Genomic DNA, 18416 nt, shown 5'->3' on the forward strand with positions numbered 1-18416 from the left:
TATCCTCTCCATCTATTGGCTGACTCCGTACCTACGTCAGCCACGCCTATCCATCTCACGCCAATTTGAGTACAAATATGGCGTGAGGCTTCCGGCGAAGAAAGCTAAAAAAGTGGAAAGACACGGCTTTAGCCTGTCTTGAAACAACAGTTTGAATCCCCGTGCTTTCAAGCCGGGGAGAGGTCAAGAAGAGTATCAGAAGTAGTTATTGGTTGTTTGTTGTTGGTTATTGGTTATTGGTTATTGGTTGTTTGTTAGAGTATTATACATCAATTTTCAGGTATGTGAGGTATAGAGAAACCCGGTTTCTCAAAGAAACCGGGTTTCTGGGTTGTTATATCACAAAAACTGGCTTAATTTCGGATCGTCTTGCAAAGTTTTGATAACCTGCTTAATCTCCTGAGTGCGATCTTTTTTGACAATCAAAGTAGCATTACCATCGCGCACCACTACCACATCTTCTAAACCAATAGTCACAATTACCTCATTCTCATCAGAAGAATACAGAATTGCACCTTTCGTATCCATTCCCACATGATTAGCTAATTCCACATTAGCCGCATCCCCTTTCAGCAAACGCTCCAAAGCATTCCAGTCACCCAAATCATCCCAGCCAAAGGCAGCAGGTAAGACATAAGCTAGCTGAGTTTTTTCCATTAAAGCATAGTCGATACTTTTCTTTGACAATTGGGAATAAGCCGCAACACCATTCTCCTGCAAAGGATTAATAATTTCTGGTGCGTGAGTCTTCAATTCCGCCAAAACTACCCCGGCGCGGAAAATAAACATTCCGCTATTCCAACTAAATTTTCCCGTAGCCAAAAATGCCTCAGCAGTTTCTCGATCTGGCTTTTCCGTAAATCGAGTTACTTTATAAACAGCTAATCCACCAAAAGTATCAGTTGCTTCCCCTTGTTCGATGTAACCATAACCTGTGGAGGGGTAATCTGGAGCAATTCCCAAGGTGACAATGGCATTTTTAGTTGCTGCTAACTCAGCCGCAGCCTCAATAGTCTGTTGAAACGCTTCTGGATTAGCAATCCAGTGATCTGCTGGGAAAAAGCCGACTATAGCATCTTCTCCATATTTTTTAGCAATTTCCAGAGTTGACCAAGCGAGGGCGGGTGCGGTATCTTTTCCTTCCGGTTCTGCTAGTATATTTTCTGGGGGGAGGTGCGGTAACTGTTCCCGTACTATATCAGCCAACTGAGCCGAAGTCACAACCCATAGCTTTTGTGCATCACCAGTGAGTTGACTGAGGCGGTTAGCAGTTGCTTGGAGAAGGCTTTTGCCACTACCATCTAAACTGAGAAACTGCTTAGGTTTGTGCTTGCGGCTTAAAGGCCAAAACCTTTCTCCTTTACCACCAGCGAGAATTACGGGTATCAAAGATTGATTCATGGATCGAGTACTCGCATTATTTTCTGCTATATCTTAACCTCACTAAAACAAAACTTACGCAAAGAATCTATCTGTAGTGTGTGTTATGCTCCGCTAACGCACCATTGCCACTATCCACTATATGTGGTGTGGATGGGTAATATCGAATCCGTTGGCATTGGTATAATATCTTTTTTTAACGCAAAGAGCGCAAAGGGAAACGCAAAGGTGCGCAAAGGTTTTTGCACTATTATTACGGCTCTTTTCCCTTGAGCCACTGAGCATAAAATAATAACAGAGCTAATAGGGCATAACTAATTGCCCAGGGATACCCCGCACCCCAACCTAATTTTAAGATAGTATCTCCTACTGTCCAAGCATAACTATGTAATAATCCCACCCAAGCAAGGGCAGCAGCGACTAATGCCCAGATACCCGCTTTGGCAAAGTCTCTTTCTAAAATATAGACAGTAATTGCTGCCAAAATCATTGAAGAAAAAATTAAACCTTGCTCTAAAGCAAAAGCTCCACTAATATAAGTGTCTGTCCCTTGAAAGGCTGGAATTAAATCTGCTGTAAAGGGTTTTTCTGGCGTGCCCAATCCTGCTACTCGTAGGGCATTTTTTGCTAACAGAGCGCCCCAAGCGGCAATACCGGGCAATATGCCAATTACTACTGCGGGGGCATGTTTGACAGGGGTAGCATTAAAACTTTGGGTAACAATCACTATCCCAATCCACAATAGAATTGCCATACCGCTATCAATGGGTACAAAATAAACGAGTAAACCTACAGTGCCACTCAGACAAAGTAATCCCATTACTAATCCATTCAACCAAGAGTAACCAATCTTAGCACCCATTTCCTTCCAACCAGGATGCCCAATATAAATCGTTGTGGGAAAACAAGAGCCAAAGAGGGCTGCTACAATAGTGCCAATCCCATTAACTGCTAAACAGGGAGCAGTGGGATAGGAATCGCCAGCCGCTTCAGCACTTTCAATATTTTGGAGACTCCCCACCAAATTAAATAGTCCCATTGGTAAAATAACACTAAAATAACTCAGTAATACTCCCTTTGCTTGCCATAATGCGCCAATATTTAGGTGAGGTTGATAAAAATTAATCGGGGCAATCGCTTGTTGAAATCCTTCACTATTCCATTGATTTAATCCAGTGCCCCAAGCTAGAGCCATTCCCAATAAAACTGCCAGTAATCCCCCAGGAATTGTCCATTGAGTACCTGGGATAGTAAATTTCACTCCGCCAAAATAAGTTAGTAAAATAACACCTAATGGGACAATCCCTACCAGAGGATTTGCATAAGTGCGCAAGAAAAAACCGATCGAAATAAAAGTTAAGGCAATCCCCGCTAAAGTTGATAATAGTGCCGCACGGGGAGTCAATTTTCTTAGTCTTTCTGCTCCCCAAGAGCCAGCTAATTCAATTAACCCAGAGCCTAAACAAGCAACTAAACCAGCCTGCCAAGCAGCTTCGGCGGCTAATTCTGAGGTTGCTCCCTGACTTAATGCCTCTAACCGCACAGGTAACATTACTAAAAAGATATAGGCAAAGAGACTTACTGTATTAATCCCGTATGGTAAGGCTGTAATATCAGCTCGTCTTTCTCGTTTTCCCTGTTGATAGGCTAACCAACTGTAGTAGAAATTACCCACAATTAAACTGAGGGCAATACTGGGTAAAATTCTCCCATAAATTAGACTAGAAGGAAATTTGAGAACATTCTGAGTTAGGCTAACAATTACCAAAATTTGGATGAGGTTATCGAGAGCTAATCCGAAAAAACCATCTAAATCTTGACGTACAAACCAACGAGGGGTAGGAATACTCAGGAGCATAGTTCAAAATAGACAGATGGGAAAATCATCCTTACTATACCTGCGATCGCGGTTTTTTGTCTTTCTGACGGCGTAATAAACCCGGTTTCTTAGAGAAACCGGGTTTATAGGGTTTATCTAAATCTCTCTCACCGCTAACCTTGGTACAAAACTCGCCCTTTCCACTGATTAACCGCCCTCTCCACCGATTAAACTATGTCAAAATTAACCTAAAAATCGCTATAATTCCAGTAAAATCTGGGGAAACCAACCATGTTAAATTATCAATTACCTCGGTACTTACCCTCAGCCGATGAACTACCTGACACTGATGAAACACCAGTGGATAATGAACTCCAAGAATTAATACCAGGATTGCTAAAAGCCATATTGCTCATCCTCTGGGGAGGAAGGATGGATTGGTTGTTTGGCATAGATATGGGCATTTACTATCATCCCGATGAATCGCCAATTGTACCAGATGGATTCTTAAGTTTAGGGGTAGAAAGATTCTATGATGAAGAGTTACGCCCTAGTTATGTATTGTGGGATGAAAAAGTTGTCCCAATTTTAGTGTTAGAAGTAGTTTCCCCAACTTATCGTAAGGAATATAGCGATAAATTGGTAGATTATGAAGATTTAGGGGTACTTTATTATGTCATTTATTCTTCTCGTCGTCGTCAAAAAACCCATTTAGAGGTACATAAGTTAGTTGATGGGAAGTATGAGTTACAGTTAGGGAATCCGGTTTGGCTGCCAGAAATAGGTTTAGGCATTGGTTGTGAAAGAGGCAATTATTCTGGAGTAACTAGGGAATGGTTATATTGGTATGACCAAGAAGGAAAACGTTATCATACACCAGAAGAACAGATTAAAGAGAAAGTGGCAGAAGTCCTAAAAGCCCAACAAGAAGCTAGAGTAGCACGACAAGAAGCCCAACTAGCAAAGCAGGCGACACAACTAGCTCAACAACAAACACAACTAGCTCAACAACGCGCCCAAAAATTAGCGCAAAAGTTGCGAGACTTAGGGATAGATCCAGATAATCTGGGATAATTATTGGTGTAAGTCATGAATAATGTAATATAACAGGAGTTAGGAGCAAATGCTTTCAAATCGTAGATTAGCTGACCTAGAAAAACACTTAGAAACTAACTATCAAAAGCCCGATAACTTGCATCATTGTCAGTAACTTGCCAAACCAGCCGTAGAATTAATTCTACGGCTCATAGCTCAAGTCCATTAAAATGGACTGAAATAATGATGCAGTCAGTTTTAACTGACTTAAGCTATTAGGCAGTGGTTTGAACCACTGCCGGGTGAACACAAGATAATTTACCCTAGTAAAGTAAGCCTCCATACCCCAACACCACCATGACTCCCCTACTCCCGCAAAACGACTCCAACCCCCAAAGACGGAAACAATATCTACAACGTCAAAGACAACTATACCGATATAACTTCACCTACTTACCGCCCCTCCCCTACGCCGACGAAGTACCAGACGCAGAAGGATTCTCCGCCACATACTATGGCGAGCAATTCAAATCCATCACCAAACTAGGGCTTAACCTCGGTGCGGCTAAATTAGACGATTTACTCGATCCATTCGATAATCTGGATGACTACGAAAAGCTATTTTTAGGGGAACCCCTACTGAGAAAACCATCCACCACCAAAACCTTCCTCCTCGATACCGAATTTGCCCGTCAACGGATTGCTGGCGCGAATCCCTTAGTTATCGAAAAAGTCGATTCTGCTAAACTGCGCCTGATGGTGCAGAAATTTCCCATTACTAATGCCATTTTCCAGCAAGTAGTAGATAGTGACGAAACCCTAGAAACTGCCGCAGCAGAGGGTAAACTTTACCTAACCGATTATGCCATGTTCGATGGCATGAAGCTGGGCAGTTATCAACACTGGCAAAAATTTATTACCGCACCCCTAGCACTATTCTACTGGCAGTCCACAGGTTTTGCCGATCGAGGTATTTTAGTGCCCGTCGCCATTCAACTTTACCAGAAACCTGGACCAGAAAACCCAATTTTTACCCGATTTGATGGGGCAAATTGGTTTATCGCCAAAACCTTTGTCCAAATTGCCGATGGCACTCATCACGAATTACTTTCTCACCTAGGTTTCACCCACCTAGTAATGACATCTTTTGTCCTCGCCACGGCACGTCAGCTCCCAGATAACCATCCCATAGCGATACTACTAAAACCCCACTTTCAATTTACCCTCGCGATTAATGATTTAGCGAGAACCCAACTCGTTAATCCTGGTGGTTTTGTCGAAAAAATATTACCGGGTACGCTCAAAGCTTCTTTGTCATTAGTTGGGCAATCTATTAAAGAAAGTAATTTTAAAGATCGTGCATTGCCAAATCAGATCAAGCAACGAGGAGTAGACGATCCTACAGCACTCCCAGACTATCCTTATCGCGATGATGCTTACCTATTGTGGTCTGCAATTCAGGATTTTGTTACCGATTATGTGAATCTCTACTATAAGAATAATGGAGATATCGTTAACGATTACGAGTTACAAGGATGGGTTGAGGAATTAACCTCCCAAGATGGAGGTAGAGTTAAAGGATTGACTGATAACGATAAAATCGACACTATAGAAAAATTAATCGCCGTCATCACCCAAATTATCTTTACTTGTGGTCCGCAACACGCCGCAGTAAACTATCCTCAATACGACTACGGCGCATTTGCCCCTAACATTCCTGCGGCGGGCTATGCCCCACCCCCCAAAGAAAAGGATAATCCAGACTTTAAATTGGATAATCCCGACTCCCTCAAATCTCTTTCTCCTTATCTCTTGAAGTTTCTGCCACCCAAAGAGCAAGCCATCAGCCAACTGACTATTCTATACTTGCTGACATCATTTCAATATAATCGTCTAGGATATTACGATCGCAGAAATTTCCAAGATGCCAAAGTTCAACCCTTCATCGTAGCCTTTCAACGAAATTTACATGCTATTGAAGATCGGATTAATCTCCGCAACACTAAACGGAGCCAACCTTATATTTTCCTCAAGCCCTCCTTGATTCCCAATAGTATTAATATTTGAGGGAGTAGGGAATGGGTTTTTTGGAGTGGGGAATAAGGAATAGGGAATGGGGAGACAAAAAACAAAAAATAAATAACCAACAACCAACAACCAACAACTAACAACTAACAACTAACAACCAACAACCAACAACCAACAACTAACAACCAACAACCAACAACCAACAACTAACAACTAACAACAAATGAGTAAACCCGAAACCAGAACCTTTTTGCTAGACTTTGAAAAGCCATTGTACGAATTAGAGACACGAATTAACCAAATTCGCGATTTGGCACAGGAAAATAATGTCGATGTCACCGAACAAATTCACCAATTAGAAGAAAGAGCAGTGCAACTTCGTCAAGAGATTTTTGGCGGATTATCTCCATCCCAGCGACTGCAATTAGCTCGTCATCCCAAACGCCCTAGTACCCTAGATTATATTCAGGCAATTAGTGATGAATGGATCGAATTACATGGAGATCGCAATAGCTATGACGATCCCGCCTTAGTCGGTGGTGTAGGGCGTTTGGGAGGCCGCCCTGTGGTGATTTTAGGGCATCAAAAAGGTAGGGATACCAAAGATAATGTGGCGCGGAATTTTGGCATGGCAGCCCCAGGAGGCTATCGCAAAGCGATGCGGCTGATGGAACATGCCAATCGGTTTGGTATGCCAATTATTACATTTATCGATACCCCCGGAGCTTGGGCTGGTATGGAAGCAGAGAAGTTGGGGCAAGGAGAAGCGATCGCGTATAATCTACGAGAAATGTTTCGTCTAGAGGTCCCGATTCTCTGTACAGTTATTGGAGAAGGGGGTTCCGGTGGCGCATTGGGTATTGGAGTTGGCGATCGCTTATTGATGTTTGAACATTCTGTCTATACCGTAGCCACCCCAGAAGCTTGTGCCGCCATCTTATGGAAAGATGCAGGTAAATCACCCCAAGCAGCAGTTGCCCTAAAGATTACCGCTTCCGATCTCAAAGACTTGGGTATTTTAGATCAAATCTTACCCGAACCCGTCGGTGGTGCCCATTCCGATCCCCTTGGTGCTGCGGCTGCCCTCAAAGAAGCCCTCTTAACAAATCTGGAAACCCTAAATCAGCTTAGTGGTAAGGAAAGACGAGACTTGCGCTATCAGAAATTCCGACGCATTGGCGCATTTATCGAGCTTCCAGCTTGAAGTTAGAATGGGGAGTAGGGAGTAGGGAGTAGGGAGTAGGGAGTAGGGAATGGGGAGTAGGGAAAATCCTCTCTCAGGTGATATAATCAAGATAATGTAACATTTCTTTACATTATTCCCAGACGATCGCTGGGAAACTGACATTCATGCCTGTGAATCGGAATTTCCCATTCCCCTGAAGAGCTTTGAATTAAAACTCAAAACTCAAAACTCAAAACTCTCTTCCCCATTCGACAAATTTCATGACTTCATCGATGAAACGACGTGCCCTAATTACGGGTGCTAGTAGTGGTATTGGCAAAGCAACAGCTTTTGCATTTGCTAAAGCAGGAATTGATGTGGCATTAGTCGGTCGTTCACAAGAAAAATTAGCAGCAGTTGCCACATTTGTCAAGGAAACTGGAGTGAATGCTCAGACGTATGTTCTAGATTTGGCAAAGATTGAAGAGGTTAAAACTGGAATTGAAGAAATTGCAGCAGATTTTGCGCCGATAGACATTTTGGTGAATAGCGCGGGTATGGGCTACACCGGATTGCTGATGGATACTCCATTAGCAGATTGGCAAGATGTCATGGATCTAAATCTAACCAGCATATTTCAGTCTATCCAGGCCATTTTACCCACCCTGCGCCAACAGCAACGCGGTACGATCGTCAATATCACTTCAATAGCAGGGGAACAACCTTTTCCTGGTTGGGGCGCTTACAGCGTCAGCAAGGCAGGTTTAATTGCGCTGTCGAAAACCCTAGCTGCTGAAGAAAGAAGTAATGGTATCCGGGTGGTGATGATTTGTCCCGGTGCTGTTAATACTCCCCTCTGGGATACGGATACAGTGCAAGTTGAATTAAATCGAGCGGCGATGTTAACCCCAGAAATTGTCGCCAAATCAATTCTGCACGCCGTTTTGATGCCAGAAGAAGCAGTCATCGAGTCAATGACTTTGATGCCTAGCGCTGGTGTGCTTTAAGGAGACTGTCTAACTGTTTGGTGGTTGTTGGTTGTTTGTTGTTGGTTGTTTGTTGTTAGTTGTTAGATAGAGAGACAATTGTCGCAGCAATAACGAATAACTGTCACAGATTGTACACCTCTTATCCAACAAATAACAAATAACCAACAACAAATAACCAGCTAATTTCTGTCAAAAAACTTACTCAGGATAATCATGACTATTGCTTCTTCTAATGGATTAAATTCTGCCGATTTGGTTGCAACTGCTAACAATACAAATATCACAAGTCGTGTTGAGACTCGACCGGATCGTAACACTCAAAATGGTCACGAACCAAAATTACATCCACCCTCTGAAGAAATGAATGAGGAAATGATCGAGGCAGTGCGAACTCTACTTTTAGGAGTAGGTGAAGATCCAGAAAGGGAGGGACTTCTGAAAACTCCAAAGCGGGTAGCTGAGGCGATGCGATTTATGACTGGGGGTTACAATCAGTCCTTAGAACAAATAGTGAATGGGGCAATCTTTGATGAGGGTCATAATGAAATGGTTCTCGTCCGAGATATTCATTTCTTTAGTCTCTGCGAACATCACATGTTACCATTTATGGGTAAGGCACATGTTGCTTATATTCCCAACCAAAAAGTAGTAGGCTTAAGTAAATTAGCGCGTGTTGTGGAAATGTATGCGCGGCGACTGCAAGTGCAGGAACGCTTAACTCGCCAAATTGCCGAAGCAATTCAAACGATTTTAGAACCCCAAGGAGTGGCTGTAGTGATGGAAGCAAGCCACATGTGCATGGTAATGCGGGGCGTGCAAAAACCTGGTTCTTGGACAGTTACTAGTGCGATGATTGGCGTATTTCAAGACGAACAAAAAACTCGCGAGGAATTCCTTAATTTGATTCGTCATCAACCGAGTTTCTTTTAATCTGATTTAGCCCTTGAGAGGAAGAAACTTCTATCCCCCCTAGCTTCAAAAGCAGGGCTTTTTCATTCTCGGTTGAAAAATTGGGTTTTTTGGGGCAAGGGGGAAGAAGAGTTTTTAGTAATAATTGATCGCTCCTATTTATTTTAATAGGATAAATGAGCTGAAAACCGATTTCCATCTGCTTTCTATATCTCTCAAGTTTTAAGAATGAAACAGCCCTGCCTTGGTTAAAGATAAGTAGTATTACTGCGTAATGCCTATTCTAGTGCGATGCCTTCAACTGCTGTGGCGATGCCCGGTTTGGGTGAAGCCATCGCTTTGTCAGTAAAGCATCCAGACGGCAACACCCGCTTTCAGCATCGCCGATTTGGTCAACTCCAACCCAATTTTGTTGAGAAATATCAACACTATTAGCCAGCTCGGAAAAAATAGATAAACTACAGGTGGAGTGTATCCGAGGTCAAACTTATGGGCAGCCGCAAGCATATCAGCAGGAAAGATATCAGTGCATCAGCTTTTACCCCGAAGCCCAAGCCAAATATATTGCTCTCCTCGTGCTTTTAGTAACGGGAAACACGCCAGAAGCAGTGAATTACCCAAAACTGATATATTGCAAACTCGTCCCTTTGCTAGTCCTTCTCAAAAATCATCTGGAGCAGAAGTACAACCCCTGACACCCGAAGCACGGGAGAAAGTCGAAACATTTGGTTACAAGGGGGTGAGTATTCCCTCATTTGCACCTTCTACAGCACCACCAACAGTCCAGCGAGAGGAAGTAACTGAGGAAGATACCTCCTTGCGATCGGAAGCCGAAACAGACGAACATCAGCCAATATGGGGATTTGCCAGAGAATTCTCAAAGCCGCAGTCGGAGGAAGTATCACCCCAATCGGGGACAATTCAGCTCAAGTGTGATGAGTGTGGAGCAGAAGATTCAGAGGAAAAACTCCCAGAAACTATTCAGGCTCAAGCTGAAATATCCGAGGCGAAGGATTATACTTAAAACACATTTGAGCAAATCAGGGGAGGCAAAGAAACAGAGATTTGGCAACCCAAAAGTATTGGTAAGCTAGATACCAAGCTTTTAGCCAGGAATCAGCAGAGTGAATTATCAATAACTAAAGCCAAACCGAGTCGGATTCGGGCGAAAAAACTTTCAGAATTAGTAGGAAAGAAAGAAACTTTATCAAAACCAGAAGTTGCTAATCCTCAATCGGAAGTAGCGACAACTACAGAAACAAAAGAACTTCATCAGCCGATTCAAGCCAAGCTGACAGTGGGAGAGCCGGGGGATAAATATGAGCAAGAAGCTGATGCTGTTGCTGCTCAAGTGGTAGAGAAGATTAATTCACCTCCTCCTCAAGAGTCAGTCCAGCGTCAGTCAGAATCAGGGGTAACGTCAGTACCTAATATAACTGTGATGCGTCATGGTGAGGGGGGTGTTGGTGAGGGAGCGTCTGTTACTCAGGATGTGGAGGAAGGTATCCAACGGGCGCGAGGTGGGATATTTAACCTCCACATTGGTATTTATCAAGACCCGGCTACGAGTCGCTGGTGTGTAATAGCATCCGATCCACAAGAATGTGTCGCAGATCTATGCGACCCGCAAGGATGTTTTCCCACTATAAAAGACGCTATACAAGCATTTTTTGGATGCGTTCAATCTGCTTTAGGTGTTCTTGGTAATTTTTTAAGTGTTGTAATCGGAATTATTTCATTTTTACTCAAGCCCCTACTTCCACAAAGTGTTGGTCAGACTCAAGAAGGAAATAACGGAACAATAACAGAGGTCTAATTTTGATGCGTTATCAGTTCTATCTGCGAGATAAAAAAGACGATCTAGAAACTCTTATAGCTTTGTACCAAGTTACTATTTATTGGGCGGCTAATAGAGGAACCAGATTTATCTTGAGCCTTATCCCTGGTATTTATGACAAACCAGAGGATGAGGCAAGACTTTGTTCTCTGGGAAAAGTAACTATTGTTCCTCCACGCGAACCAACCGATACAGAAAAATTTCTGGCTCAAGAACTAATGAATGCTTGCGATAAAATTGTACAGGAACTTTCAGGTAATAAACTGGAGCTATCAACTTTTAGCATACCGACAAAAGTAGTTCAGGTACAAGGAACACCAGATGAGATCTTCGCTAAGGAGTTAACTTGTAAAAGACCACCACAAAAAGCTCTATATGGTGAGTTGTGTCCAGTTGAAGATTTAGAGGTGTTTGTAGGGGATCGCCGCCTCTATAGATCATCCGATTACGGAACAATGCAGATGCTCGAGCTGACTGAGGAAGAACATGAAAGTCTCCTTCAAACCCTAAAGGAAGCTGACATAGATCCAACCTACCTGGTGAGATCGCTTCCATACGTTACTGATTATTTCCAAGAATAGAAAATCGGAGATTGTTGCTACTGAGGTAACACAATGGATATTTTTGCAGTAATTGAAAGCCAGGATTTAGATCTGCTAGCTAAGATGCTATCAAGCAATGTCGATCTCAATTGTCTTCGTCCTGACTCGTTAGCATGGACACCGTTACATGAGGCAATTCAGCAAATTGAAGACGGCGGCTCAATTGATACCTTAGTCCTGCTGCTACGATATGGTACACCTGTCAACACTTGGGATGGGAATCATGATTCCACGCCACTGTTGATTGCTCTGTTTCGGGGTCAGTTAGAAGCCGCTCGCTTATTACTCGCTGCTGGTGCAGAGCCGAACGTTGTGGGTAGTGAGGGTGATTCGCCGTTACGTTGGTGCGTTGAGCGTGGCGATCGTGATACTACCGCTCTACTGCTGCGGTGTGGGGCAGCTCAAACCATTGATGGTTTTGGGGGACCAGCTGGTATGACGGCACTAGGGCAGGCTGCTCATCGACTTGACTTAAAGATGGTTGAAATTCTTTTACGTGCAGGAGCAGATCGAGAAGCACTGGATACTGATAGATTCACAGCAGTTAGGCGAATGCCTCCAGCGGACGAGAGCAATAATGATATAAGACTAGCCATAGAGGCATTGCTAATAGGGTGCGATCGCCAATCTTGTGAGTAGTCGTCAGTTGGGTTGAAGAATAAAACCCAACATCCATAACGCTTTCGGTTCACACACCCTAATATTTTAACCGTTGTTTTTGTTGAGTTTTGCGATCGCACAAACCACCCTACACTCTGCAACTAAAGTGTAGGGTGGTTTGTGTCCACAATGGTTTGATTATGTTCCTGATAGAATCCCTAGTGAATAATTGAAGCATAAGCAGTAAGGAGGAATAGGATAATGTCAAATCTTGAAGAAGGACTTTCTGCCTACGAAGACTCGGAATTTGGCAAGGCATTTCAAATATTGATGCCTCTCGCTGAGTCGGGGAATCCTCAAGCCCAAAAATTTATCGCATATATGTATGATTTTGGGCAAGGTGTAGACCTCAACTGGGCTGAAGCAATTAAGTGGTATCGTTTACCTGCACAAGAAGGAGATCCATTTGCTCAAAATAATTTAGCTACATTACTTTTGGATGAGTTTCCAGAAGAAGCAATTAAATGGTATGTTTTGTCAGGTAACCAAGGGTGTCCTTTTGCGCTCGAAACCTTAGCCGATATATACTCCGGTCATTTAAGTATATCAGGCATGAGAGAACATCAGTATAGAGATGATCTCAAAGCAATCTCTTTGTATATGAAAACAGCTCAAAACGGTTCTCCGCTTGGATGTCATCGACTGGGTGAAATGTATGCTGCTGGTCAAGGAGTTAGCCCTGATTTCAATCAGGCAGTCTTTTGGTATCGGAAAGCTGCTGAGGAGAATTATGAACCATCTCAAAAAGTCTTAGCTACCGCCTATCAACAAGGGTTACTTGGTTTGCCCCAAGATGAGGAACTTGCCAGATATTGGCTGGAAAGATCGCAAAAGTCATAACCAAAAGTGCGATCGCCGATCTTGTAGGGTGCGTTATGCTATCGCTAGCACACCCTACAGTGCGATAGTAGTACCTGCTACAGGCGAGCCCTTCTGAGTCCGAAAGCCTGAAAGCGGATCTCTCATAGTACGATCCGCTTTCGTCACTTATTGAGAAACTGCCAAAGCCACACCTAAAGACATGCCCTCAAATCAACCCATTTTTGACGCAATAGTCAACTTCTTCACCCAAGACAATTGGTCATTTACTCAAATAAAAAAACAATCAACCTTACGCCTAGCCTTTAAAGGAAAAAACGGTAAATGTGACTGTTACGCCCAAGTCAGAGAAAAAGAGAAACAATTCATCTTTTACTCAGTTTGCCCAGAGAGAGTACCAAAAACCAAACGTCGAGTTGTAGGCGAGTTTCTATTAAGAATAAATTATGGTCAAATTCTCGGCAGTTTTGACCTAGACTTTAGTGATGGTGAAATTCGCTATAAAACTAGTAGTATTATTAATCCTAAATCCCTCACTGCTGATACTATAAAAGATTTAGTTTATACCAACTTGATGATGATGGAGCAATATTTACCGGGGATTAGATTAGTTATATCTGGAGATATGTCACCAGAAGAAGCACTCGCAGAAACAGAAAATCTGGCAGAATGATTTACATGGTTTTTATTGGTTGTGAGAGTAGATGCGCAGAATTAGTTAGTAGTAGGCGCTTAAGCGCCCACTACCAACTTCAGCCACCAAATTTTAATCCTGAAACACCATAATACTGCCAGAATAACAGGCTACCCAAACCTGACGAGTCTGTGCGTCGTAAGTAATCCCAATCGGATTCTCATTTACCTTGACAGTTTCCATCACCTTCATATCAGTAGCACGTACTTTACTCACAGTATTGGAATTGTAATTCACCACATACAAAAATTGTCCATCATCCGATATCGCCATACTGCGAGGAGCCTCACCTGTGGTAACTTTTTTGACCACTTTACCTGTAGATAAATCTATTTTCGCTACGTCATCTTCCCCATTCAAGGTAGCGTAGAGATATTTTCCTGCGGGATCTAAGCTCAAATGGCGAGGTGAATTTCCAATATTTTTCAGCCATCCTACTGAAAAATTAGTGAGATTTACAGTAGCAATATCCTTAGTCCCCATGATCGCAACATAAGCATTTTCTGAAGCTGAATCAATTACTATTCCCCGAGGATAACGTCCCAATCTAATCCGTTTAATTTCCTTGTTTTGATTAGGATCTACTACACTCAAATCCCAACTGCACCAATTACTAACTAATACCAACCCATCATCCGGTGAAGTGGCGACAAATTTAGGTACGGAACCAACTTCAATGGCTTTCTCAACTTCCAGAGTTTTGGTATTAATTCGGTACAAAAAACTATTATCTGTTTTTTGAGAAAGCTCGCATTTATCGTCGCCTGGATTCTTGAATTCTGAGCCATACATTTGGTAATTAGAGATCCAAGCGTAATCGCCCTGATTAGAGAAAGCAGCTTCAACGGGAGCGCCCTGGTATTTGCCTTTGAACTTTGACTGACTGTATTTCCCTAAATCTACAGTATCATCAATGGTTTTGACTAGCTGATATTTGCGATCGTAAACTGTGATGTTGTGGCTGTACATCATGTTTTGGGCAAAGAATAAACCCTCACCGGAATGAACGATTGATTTGGGCGAGATATTACCAAAAATCGTTTTCTTTAGGCTCATCCCACTTTGATAATCGTTTTTTTTTCCAAGGTATTTTTGCGATCGCTCTGGTTTTGGATGAATGGTGTATCATTAAACACATCATCTGGCTTTGCCTCTGGAGATGGGTTTGATTCTGGGGTGGTAGCTTTTAAGGCACTTTGCGTTTTTGCGTCAATTTTACCATCTGGGGTTAAGCCATTCGCTTTCTGGAATTCCATCACCGCTGCTTCTGTCAAAGAACCATAATAGCCTGTGGTGGGACCGTTAAAGTAGCCTTTGTCTTGGAGTGTTTTCTGAATTGCAGTAACGTCAGAATTGCGACTACCTTTCTGTAAAATTGGCTGGTTATTTCCTAATCCAATCCGCTCATCGGTAATAGTGGGAGATGGGGTAATATTAGGTGATGGAGATATGGGTTCTGATGTAGTTTGGGGACTTGATTCTATTGCGCCACGGGTTTGGGAGCCTGCGATACCATCTGGCTTGAGATTTTTGGCTTGTTGGAATTTCTTCACTGCTGCTTCAGTCCCAGTGCCATAGTAACCTGTAATGGGACCGTCAAAATAGCCGCTTAATTGCAGATTTTTCTGGAGCGCGGTAACTTGAGAATTGCGATCGCCTCTTTTGAGTAGTACTTTGGGTTGAGTTGATCCTGAGTCTTCATCCGTCTCTGCCATTGATGAGGTGTCACTCTCAGGGGTGGTTTTTTCTTTAACAGATGAGGTATCACTCTCAGAGGCTGCTTTTTCCTGAATCGGCGAGATATTACTTTGAGAATCCTCTTGTACTTCTACAGGTTGTGAGTCAATCGATTCACGGCTTTTTACCGCTGAGGTGGAAGTACCCAATTTCCCTTGGGTATTCGCACCAGCAACGCCATCGGATTTGATTCCCTTGGCTTCCTGGAATTTCTTTACCGCCGCTTCCGTCACTGGACCATAATAACCAGTGATTGGTCCGTTAAAGTAGCCTGCATCTTGTAAAGTTTTTTGAAGGGAGGTTACGTCAGAGCCTTTATCTCCCTTCTTCAGAGCAAAAACGGGGGCTGCCAAACTGACAATAAAGAGGGTAATGGTGAAGATAATAAATGGAATCCATGCACCACTCAGGCGTTTTCTCTGGTGGAATTCCGGGAAAAGGGCACTGTAACCGGGGGGTGTCTTCAGGTTTGGGTTGACTCCTGCCTCATTAGTGACAGCTAGATTAGGTTGGGTGAGTTTGTCCATCGCGCTTCATCTTCCTATCGCATTTTCCGCCATGCTACACCAGGCAGGCTCATAAGAGCTACCCCCCTTAAGGAGTTTCAGTTGTAATTGGTTATTGGTTATTGGTTATTGGTTATTTGAAAAACCACAAACAACAAACAACAAACAACAAACAACGAATAACACCTTTTACCATACTTGAGCCGATTCTCTAGTGTCGCTGCGGTTGCTTATTTCCTGGGAGAAGTAACGCCAAGCGGTGAGGGGTTCAGGGAGTGGTTCGATGGTACAGTAGCAGTCTTGACTCAAAGATGCTCTTCTAATATTGTGCTGCATACCGTTGACTAAGATTCTGGTGGTGTTGGATCCGTCAGTTAGTATTGTCTTAAAGAATACATCATATCTTGCTAAGGCAATCCCTTTGCCTTTCTGACCAGTTTCGTAAACTTGCCAGGTAAAATTCATGTTAACGTAATTTAGGTTGCGGACGCGCCAAATGGCAAAGCCGTCAGTCGATCCCATGCTGGTGAGTTCAAGTGGGGTAATATTGGGTATCATGAGTCCTCCAATCCTGTGGTGAGAGTCTTCCTAGCGTGCTGTTGTCAGTATGGAATACCAATGTTTGCGATCAGTACGCCTCTAATTGCTAATGAGCGTGGACAAGAGTGGAAAAACCATACATATACCCATCTTTACGGTGAATTGCTTTACAGTATTTGTGGCGCACCGGGCTAACCTTTCCTCTTGATGAAATCATCTCAAAAACTCCACTTGCTCGTACAATTAGCCTACCGACATGAGTACCAGTAAACTTCCCTCTCGGGAGAGTTGCGGATACTATATCGCCAGTTTTAAAACCAAAAAATGTCTGACACCGCGTCTTGTGTTTAATGGGAAAACCATATTTATTTGTCGTACACATCATCCGACTTCCCCAGCCTTTAGCTGTAATTAACAAGGGCTGGGAAGTCAAGATTTCCATGCGGGGAACTAACCCCACACAAGCGGCATCTAACCAATGATTTTTCGGGAGTTCTAATCGAGTACGATTATATTTTGTTTGACCACCTGTTCCGCTTTCAATTGGTAATGCTATTTCTTTCAATCTGTTGAATAATGTCCAACGAGTAGCATTTACTGCTGCGGCATCTTTTAATGGTTGTTTGGCTTGTTTCAAGATACGGGATAATACTTCAGGTTTTTGGGTAAGAAAATCTCTAACATCGCTAGAACCTTTAGCTTGATTACATTGACGACAGGCAATAGTTAGATTGGAGACGCGATTGCTTCCACCTTTTGATTTTGGCTGAATATGCTCTATTTCTAGAGGTAAATTTTCTGCACCACAGTAGGCACATTTTCTACCCCATTTTGAGAGTAAATATTCTCTAATCTCATACCCAGCTAGTTCTCCCTGTTGGTACTCAATGCCCGATATCTCTGGATTTGACATGGCTTGGGTGTCAAACTTGACTAATTCCTGAGATATCCCTGTAATGGGAACATACCGAGTTATGCGGTTAACCCAAGTCATCATATTTTCGACTCGAGATTCGAGACTTGGCGGTAGCCATCCCGTTTTTCGAGTCCGGTTTAAAAACCGAGGTTGACGATACCTAGTTTTTCGGTTTCTCCGATGACAACGAATCGCACGACGGGATTCTAAACCATGCTTAATTTGTTCTCCCCTGTGAGTTAATTCCGCCCCCCAAATTACTCGATCATTTTGAACAATTGCTAATCCACTTACCTTGGAGCCTGGATCTATTTTTAATTGATGAGGCTCTATTTTGGGATTAGATCCCTTGTATTTTAGGATAATTGTAAATGGGTAACGTCGATAGATTGCAGCTTGACGGAGTTTCAATAACCGCCTTGCTTGTCCTGGCGGTATTGGGTTAAGCTGTTGATAATTTGTATCGAGAACAAAGATAAAATTAGACATGAATGTCCTCCCAAAAGGGGTAATGTTTTCCGCGCCAATGTTTTTAGGGCTTTTTAGGTCAATTACACTTCTTTAACCAAATAGAGATGTTTAATAATTGACGACAGAGCTACAAGCTGGAAAGCACCCGTAGGTGTCATCACCCTGGAAACGTAGTTTTTTACTGAGGCTGGCTATCTCTACACTGTTTGAACTGGTTGTCCAGTTTTGTCCAGTGTTTGGTGGATAGCGTTGGTGTAATGTGTAATTTGTGTTTGACTACTCTAGATTTCCCAATTCCCAGGATAAAAT

At 42.9% G+C, this 18416-nt stretch carries 18 protein-coding genes; 12 read left to right on the forward strand and 6 right to left on the reverse strand.

The window, feature by feature from the left end:
• Positions 1–339 precede the first annotated feature (339 nt).
• Positions 340–1401, reverse strand: a complete 1062-nt coding sequence (locus NJ959_RS11195; protein WP_254011834.1) for a mannose-1-phosphate guanylyltransferase — start codon at positions 1399–1401, stop codon at positions 340–342.
• A gap of 232 nt (positions 1402–1633) precedes the next feature.
• A complete protein-coding gene (locus NJ959_RS11200) occupies positions 1634–3238 on the reverse strand; it encodes a hypothetical protein (RefSeq protein ID WP_254011835.1) in 1605 nt (534 codons plus the stop codon).
• 252 nt (positions 3239–3490) lie between these two features.
• Between NJ959_RS11200 and NJ959_RS11205 the strand changes: the two genes are divergently transcribed.
• The 12 genes from NJ959_RS11205 to NJ959_RS11260 all read left to right on the forward strand — a co-directional run bounded on the left by NJ959_RS11205 (position 3491) and on the right by NJ959_RS11260 (position 13916).
• Positions 3491–4273, forward strand: coding sequence for a Uma2 family endonuclease (locus NJ959_RS11205; RefSeq protein ID WP_254011836.1), 783 nt, complete (start codon positions 3491–3493; stop codon positions 4271–4273).
• Between the two features lie 318 nt (positions 4274–4591).
• Complete coding sequence (locus NJ959_RS11210) at positions 4592–6301, forward strand: lipoxygenase family protein (protein WP_254011837.1); 1710 nt, start codon at positions 4592–4594, stop codon at positions 6299–6301.
• 184 nt (positions 6302–6485) lie between these two features.
• On the forward strand, positions 6486–7466 hold the full coding sequence (accA, locus tag NJ959_RS11215) for an acetyl-CoA carboxylase carboxyl transferase subunit alpha (protein WP_254011838.1): 981 nt from the start codon (positions 6486–6488) through the stop codon (positions 7464–7466).
• Positions 7467–7708: 242 nt separating this feature from the next.
• The gene (locus NJ959_RS11220; protein ID WP_254011839.1) at positions 7709–8434 is read left to right on the forward strand and encodes an SDR family oxidoreductase; all 726 of its coding nucleotides are present in this window, start codon (positions 7709–7711) and stop codon (positions 8432–8434) included.
• A gap of 195 nt (positions 8435–8629) precedes the next feature.
• Positions 8630–9346: a GTP cyclohydrolase I FolE gene (folE, locus tag NJ959_RS11225; RefSeq protein WP_254011840.1), complete on the forward strand. Its 717-nt coding sequence runs from the start codon at positions 8630–8632 to the stop codon at positions 9344–9346.
• A 270-nt stretch (positions 9347–9616) separates the two neighbouring features.
• Positions 9617–9760: a hypothetical protein gene (locus NJ959_RS11230; protein WP_254011841.1), complete on the forward strand. Its 144-nt coding sequence runs from the start codon at positions 9617–9619 to the stop codon at positions 9758–9760.
• A gap of 91 nt (positions 9761–9851) precedes the next feature.
• Positions 9852–10349 carry a hypothetical protein gene (locus NJ959_RS11235; RefSeq protein ID WP_254011842.1) on the forward strand — a complete coding sequence of 166 codons (498 nt, stop codon included), beginning with the start codon at positions 9852–9854 and terminating at the stop codon, positions 10347–10349.
• Between the two features lie 273 nt (positions 10350–10622).
• A complete protein-coding gene (locus NJ959_RS11240; protein WP_254011843.1) occupies positions 10623–11141 on the forward strand; it encodes a hypothetical protein in 519 nt (172 codons plus the stop codon).
• A gap of 2 nt (positions 11142–11143) precedes the next feature.
• Positions 11144–11743 (forward strand): hypothetical protein, encoded by a 600-nt coding sequence (locus NJ959_RS11245; protein ID WP_254011844.1) that lies wholly within the window; start codon positions 11144–11146, stop codon positions 11741–11743.
• Between the two features lie 33 nt (positions 11744–11776).
• The gene (locus NJ959_RS11250; protein ID WP_254011845.1) at positions 11777–12403 is read left to right on the forward strand and encodes an ankyrin repeat domain-containing protein; all 627 of its coding nucleotides are present in this window, start codon (positions 11777–11779) and stop codon (positions 12401–12403) included.
• 222 nt (positions 12404–12625) lie between these two features.
• Positions 12626–13264: a tetratricopeptide repeat protein gene (locus tag NJ959_RS11255; RefSeq protein WP_254011846.1), complete on the forward strand. Its 639-nt coding sequence runs from the start codon at positions 12626–12628 to the stop codon at positions 13262–13264.
• 181 nt (positions 13265–13445) lie between these two features.
• Positions 13446–13916, forward strand: coding sequence for a type III secretion system chaperone family protein (locus NJ959_RS11260; protein WP_254011847.1), 471 nt, complete (start codon positions 13446–13448; stop codon positions 13914–13916).
• Between the two features lie 93 nt (positions 13917–14009).
• Here the strand turns inward: NJ959_RS11260 and NJ959_RS11265 are convergent, their stop codons facing one another.
• The 4 genes from NJ959_RS11265 to iscB all read right to left on the reverse strand — a co-directional run bounded on the left by NJ959_RS11265 (position 14010) and on the right by iscB (position 18125).
• Positions 14010–14993, reverse strand: coding sequence for a YncE family protein (locus tag NJ959_RS11265; protein ID WP_254011848.1), 984 nt, complete (start codon positions 14991–14993; stop codon positions 14010–14012).
• The gene (locus NJ959_RS11270; RefSeq protein ID WP_254011849.1) at positions 14990–16201 is read right to left on the reverse strand and encodes a peptidoglycan-binding domain-containing protein; all 1212 of its coding nucleotides are present in this window, start codon (positions 16199–16201) and stop codon (positions 14990–14992) included. The genes NJ959_RS11265 and NJ959_RS11270 overlap by 4 nt, the downstream gene beginning before the upstream one ends.
• A 168-nt stretch (positions 16202–16369) precedes the next feature.
• Entirely contained in the window at positions 16370–16738 is a 369-nt protein-coding gene (locus NJ959_RS11275) for a hypothetical protein (protein ID WP_254011850.1), read from the reverse strand.
• An 88-nt stretch (positions 16739–16826) separates the two neighbouring features.
• Positions 16827–18125 (reverse strand): RNA-guided endonuclease IscB, encoded by a 1299-nt coding sequence (gene iscB, locus NJ959_RS11280; protein ID WP_254011851.1) that lies wholly within the window; start codon positions 18123–18125, stop codon positions 16827–16829.
• Positions 18126–18416 lie beyond the last annotated feature (291 nt).

The sequence above is a fragment of the Limnofasciculus baicalensis BBK-W-15 genome (genome assembly GCF_024178385.1).
GTDB classification, from domain to species: Bacteria; Cyanobacteriota; Cyanobacteriia; order Cyanobacteriales; family Coleofasciculaceae; genus Limnofasciculus; species Limnofasciculus baicalensis.

What these genes read in the sequence shown, in the direction of transcription:
- accA (WP_254011838.1), top strand. Translation starts at nt 6,486, where the DNA reads ATGAGTAAACCCGAAACCAGAACCTTTTTGCTAGACTTTGAAAAGCCA.
- folE (WP_254011840.1), top strand. Translation starts at nt 8,630, where the DNA reads ATGACTATTGCTTCTTCTAATGGATTAAATTCTGCCGATTTGGTTGCA.
- NJ959_RS11195 (WP_254011834.1), bottom strand. Translation starts at nt 1,401, where the DNA reads ATGAATCAATCTTTGATACCCGTAATTCTCGCTGGTGGTAAAGGAGAA.
- NJ959_RS11210 (WP_254011837.1), top strand. Translation starts at nt 4,592, where the DNA reads ATGACTCCCCTACTCCCGCAAAACGACTCCAACCCCCAAAGACGGAAA.
- NJ959_RS11220 (WP_254011839.1), top strand. Translation starts at nt 7,709, where the DNA reads ATGACTTCATCGATGAAACGACGTGCCCTAATTACGGGTGCTAGTAGT.
- NJ959_RS11265 (WP_254011848.1), bottom strand. Translation starts at nt 14,993, where the DNA reads ATGAGCCTAAAGAAAACGATTTTTGGTAATATCTCGCCCAAATCAATC.
- NJ959_RS11205 (WP_254011836.1), top strand. Translation starts at nt 3,491, where the DNA reads ATGTTAAATTATCAATTACCTCGGTACTTACCCTCAGCCGATGAACTA.
- NJ959_RS11250 (WP_254011845.1), top strand. Translation starts at nt 11,777, where the DNA reads ATGGATATTTTTGCAGTAATTGAAAGCCAGGATTTAGATCTGCTAGCT.
- NJ959_RS11270 (WP_254011849.1), bottom strand. Translation starts at nt 16,201, where the DNA reads ATGGACAAACTCACCCAACCTAATCTAGCTGTCACTAATGAGGCAGGA.
- NJ959_RS11275 (WP_254011850.1), bottom strand. Translation starts at nt 16,738, where the DNA reads ATGATACCCAATATTACCCCACTTGAACTCACCAGCATGGGATCGACT.
- NJ959_RS11230 (WP_254011841.1), top strand. Translation starts at nt 9,617, where the DNA reads ATGCCTTCAACTGCTGTGGCGATGCCCGGTTTGGGTGAAGCCATCGCT.
- NJ959_RS11200 (WP_254011835.1), bottom strand. Translation starts at nt 3,238, where the DNA reads ATGCTCCTGAGTATTCCTACCCCTCGTTGGTTTGTACGTCAAGATTTA.
- iscB (WP_254011851.1), bottom strand. Translation starts at nt 18,125, where the DNA reads ATGTCTAATTTTATCTTTGTTCTCGATACAAATTATCAACAGCTTAAC.
- NJ959_RS11255 (WP_254011846.1), top strand. Translation starts at nt 12,626, where the DNA reads ATGTCAAATCTTGAAGAAGGACTTTCTGCCTACGAAGACTCGGAATTT.
- NJ959_RS11260 (WP_254011847.1), top strand. Translation starts at nt 13,446, where the DNA reads ATGCCCTCAAATCAACCCATTTTTGACGCAATAGTCAACTTCTTCACC.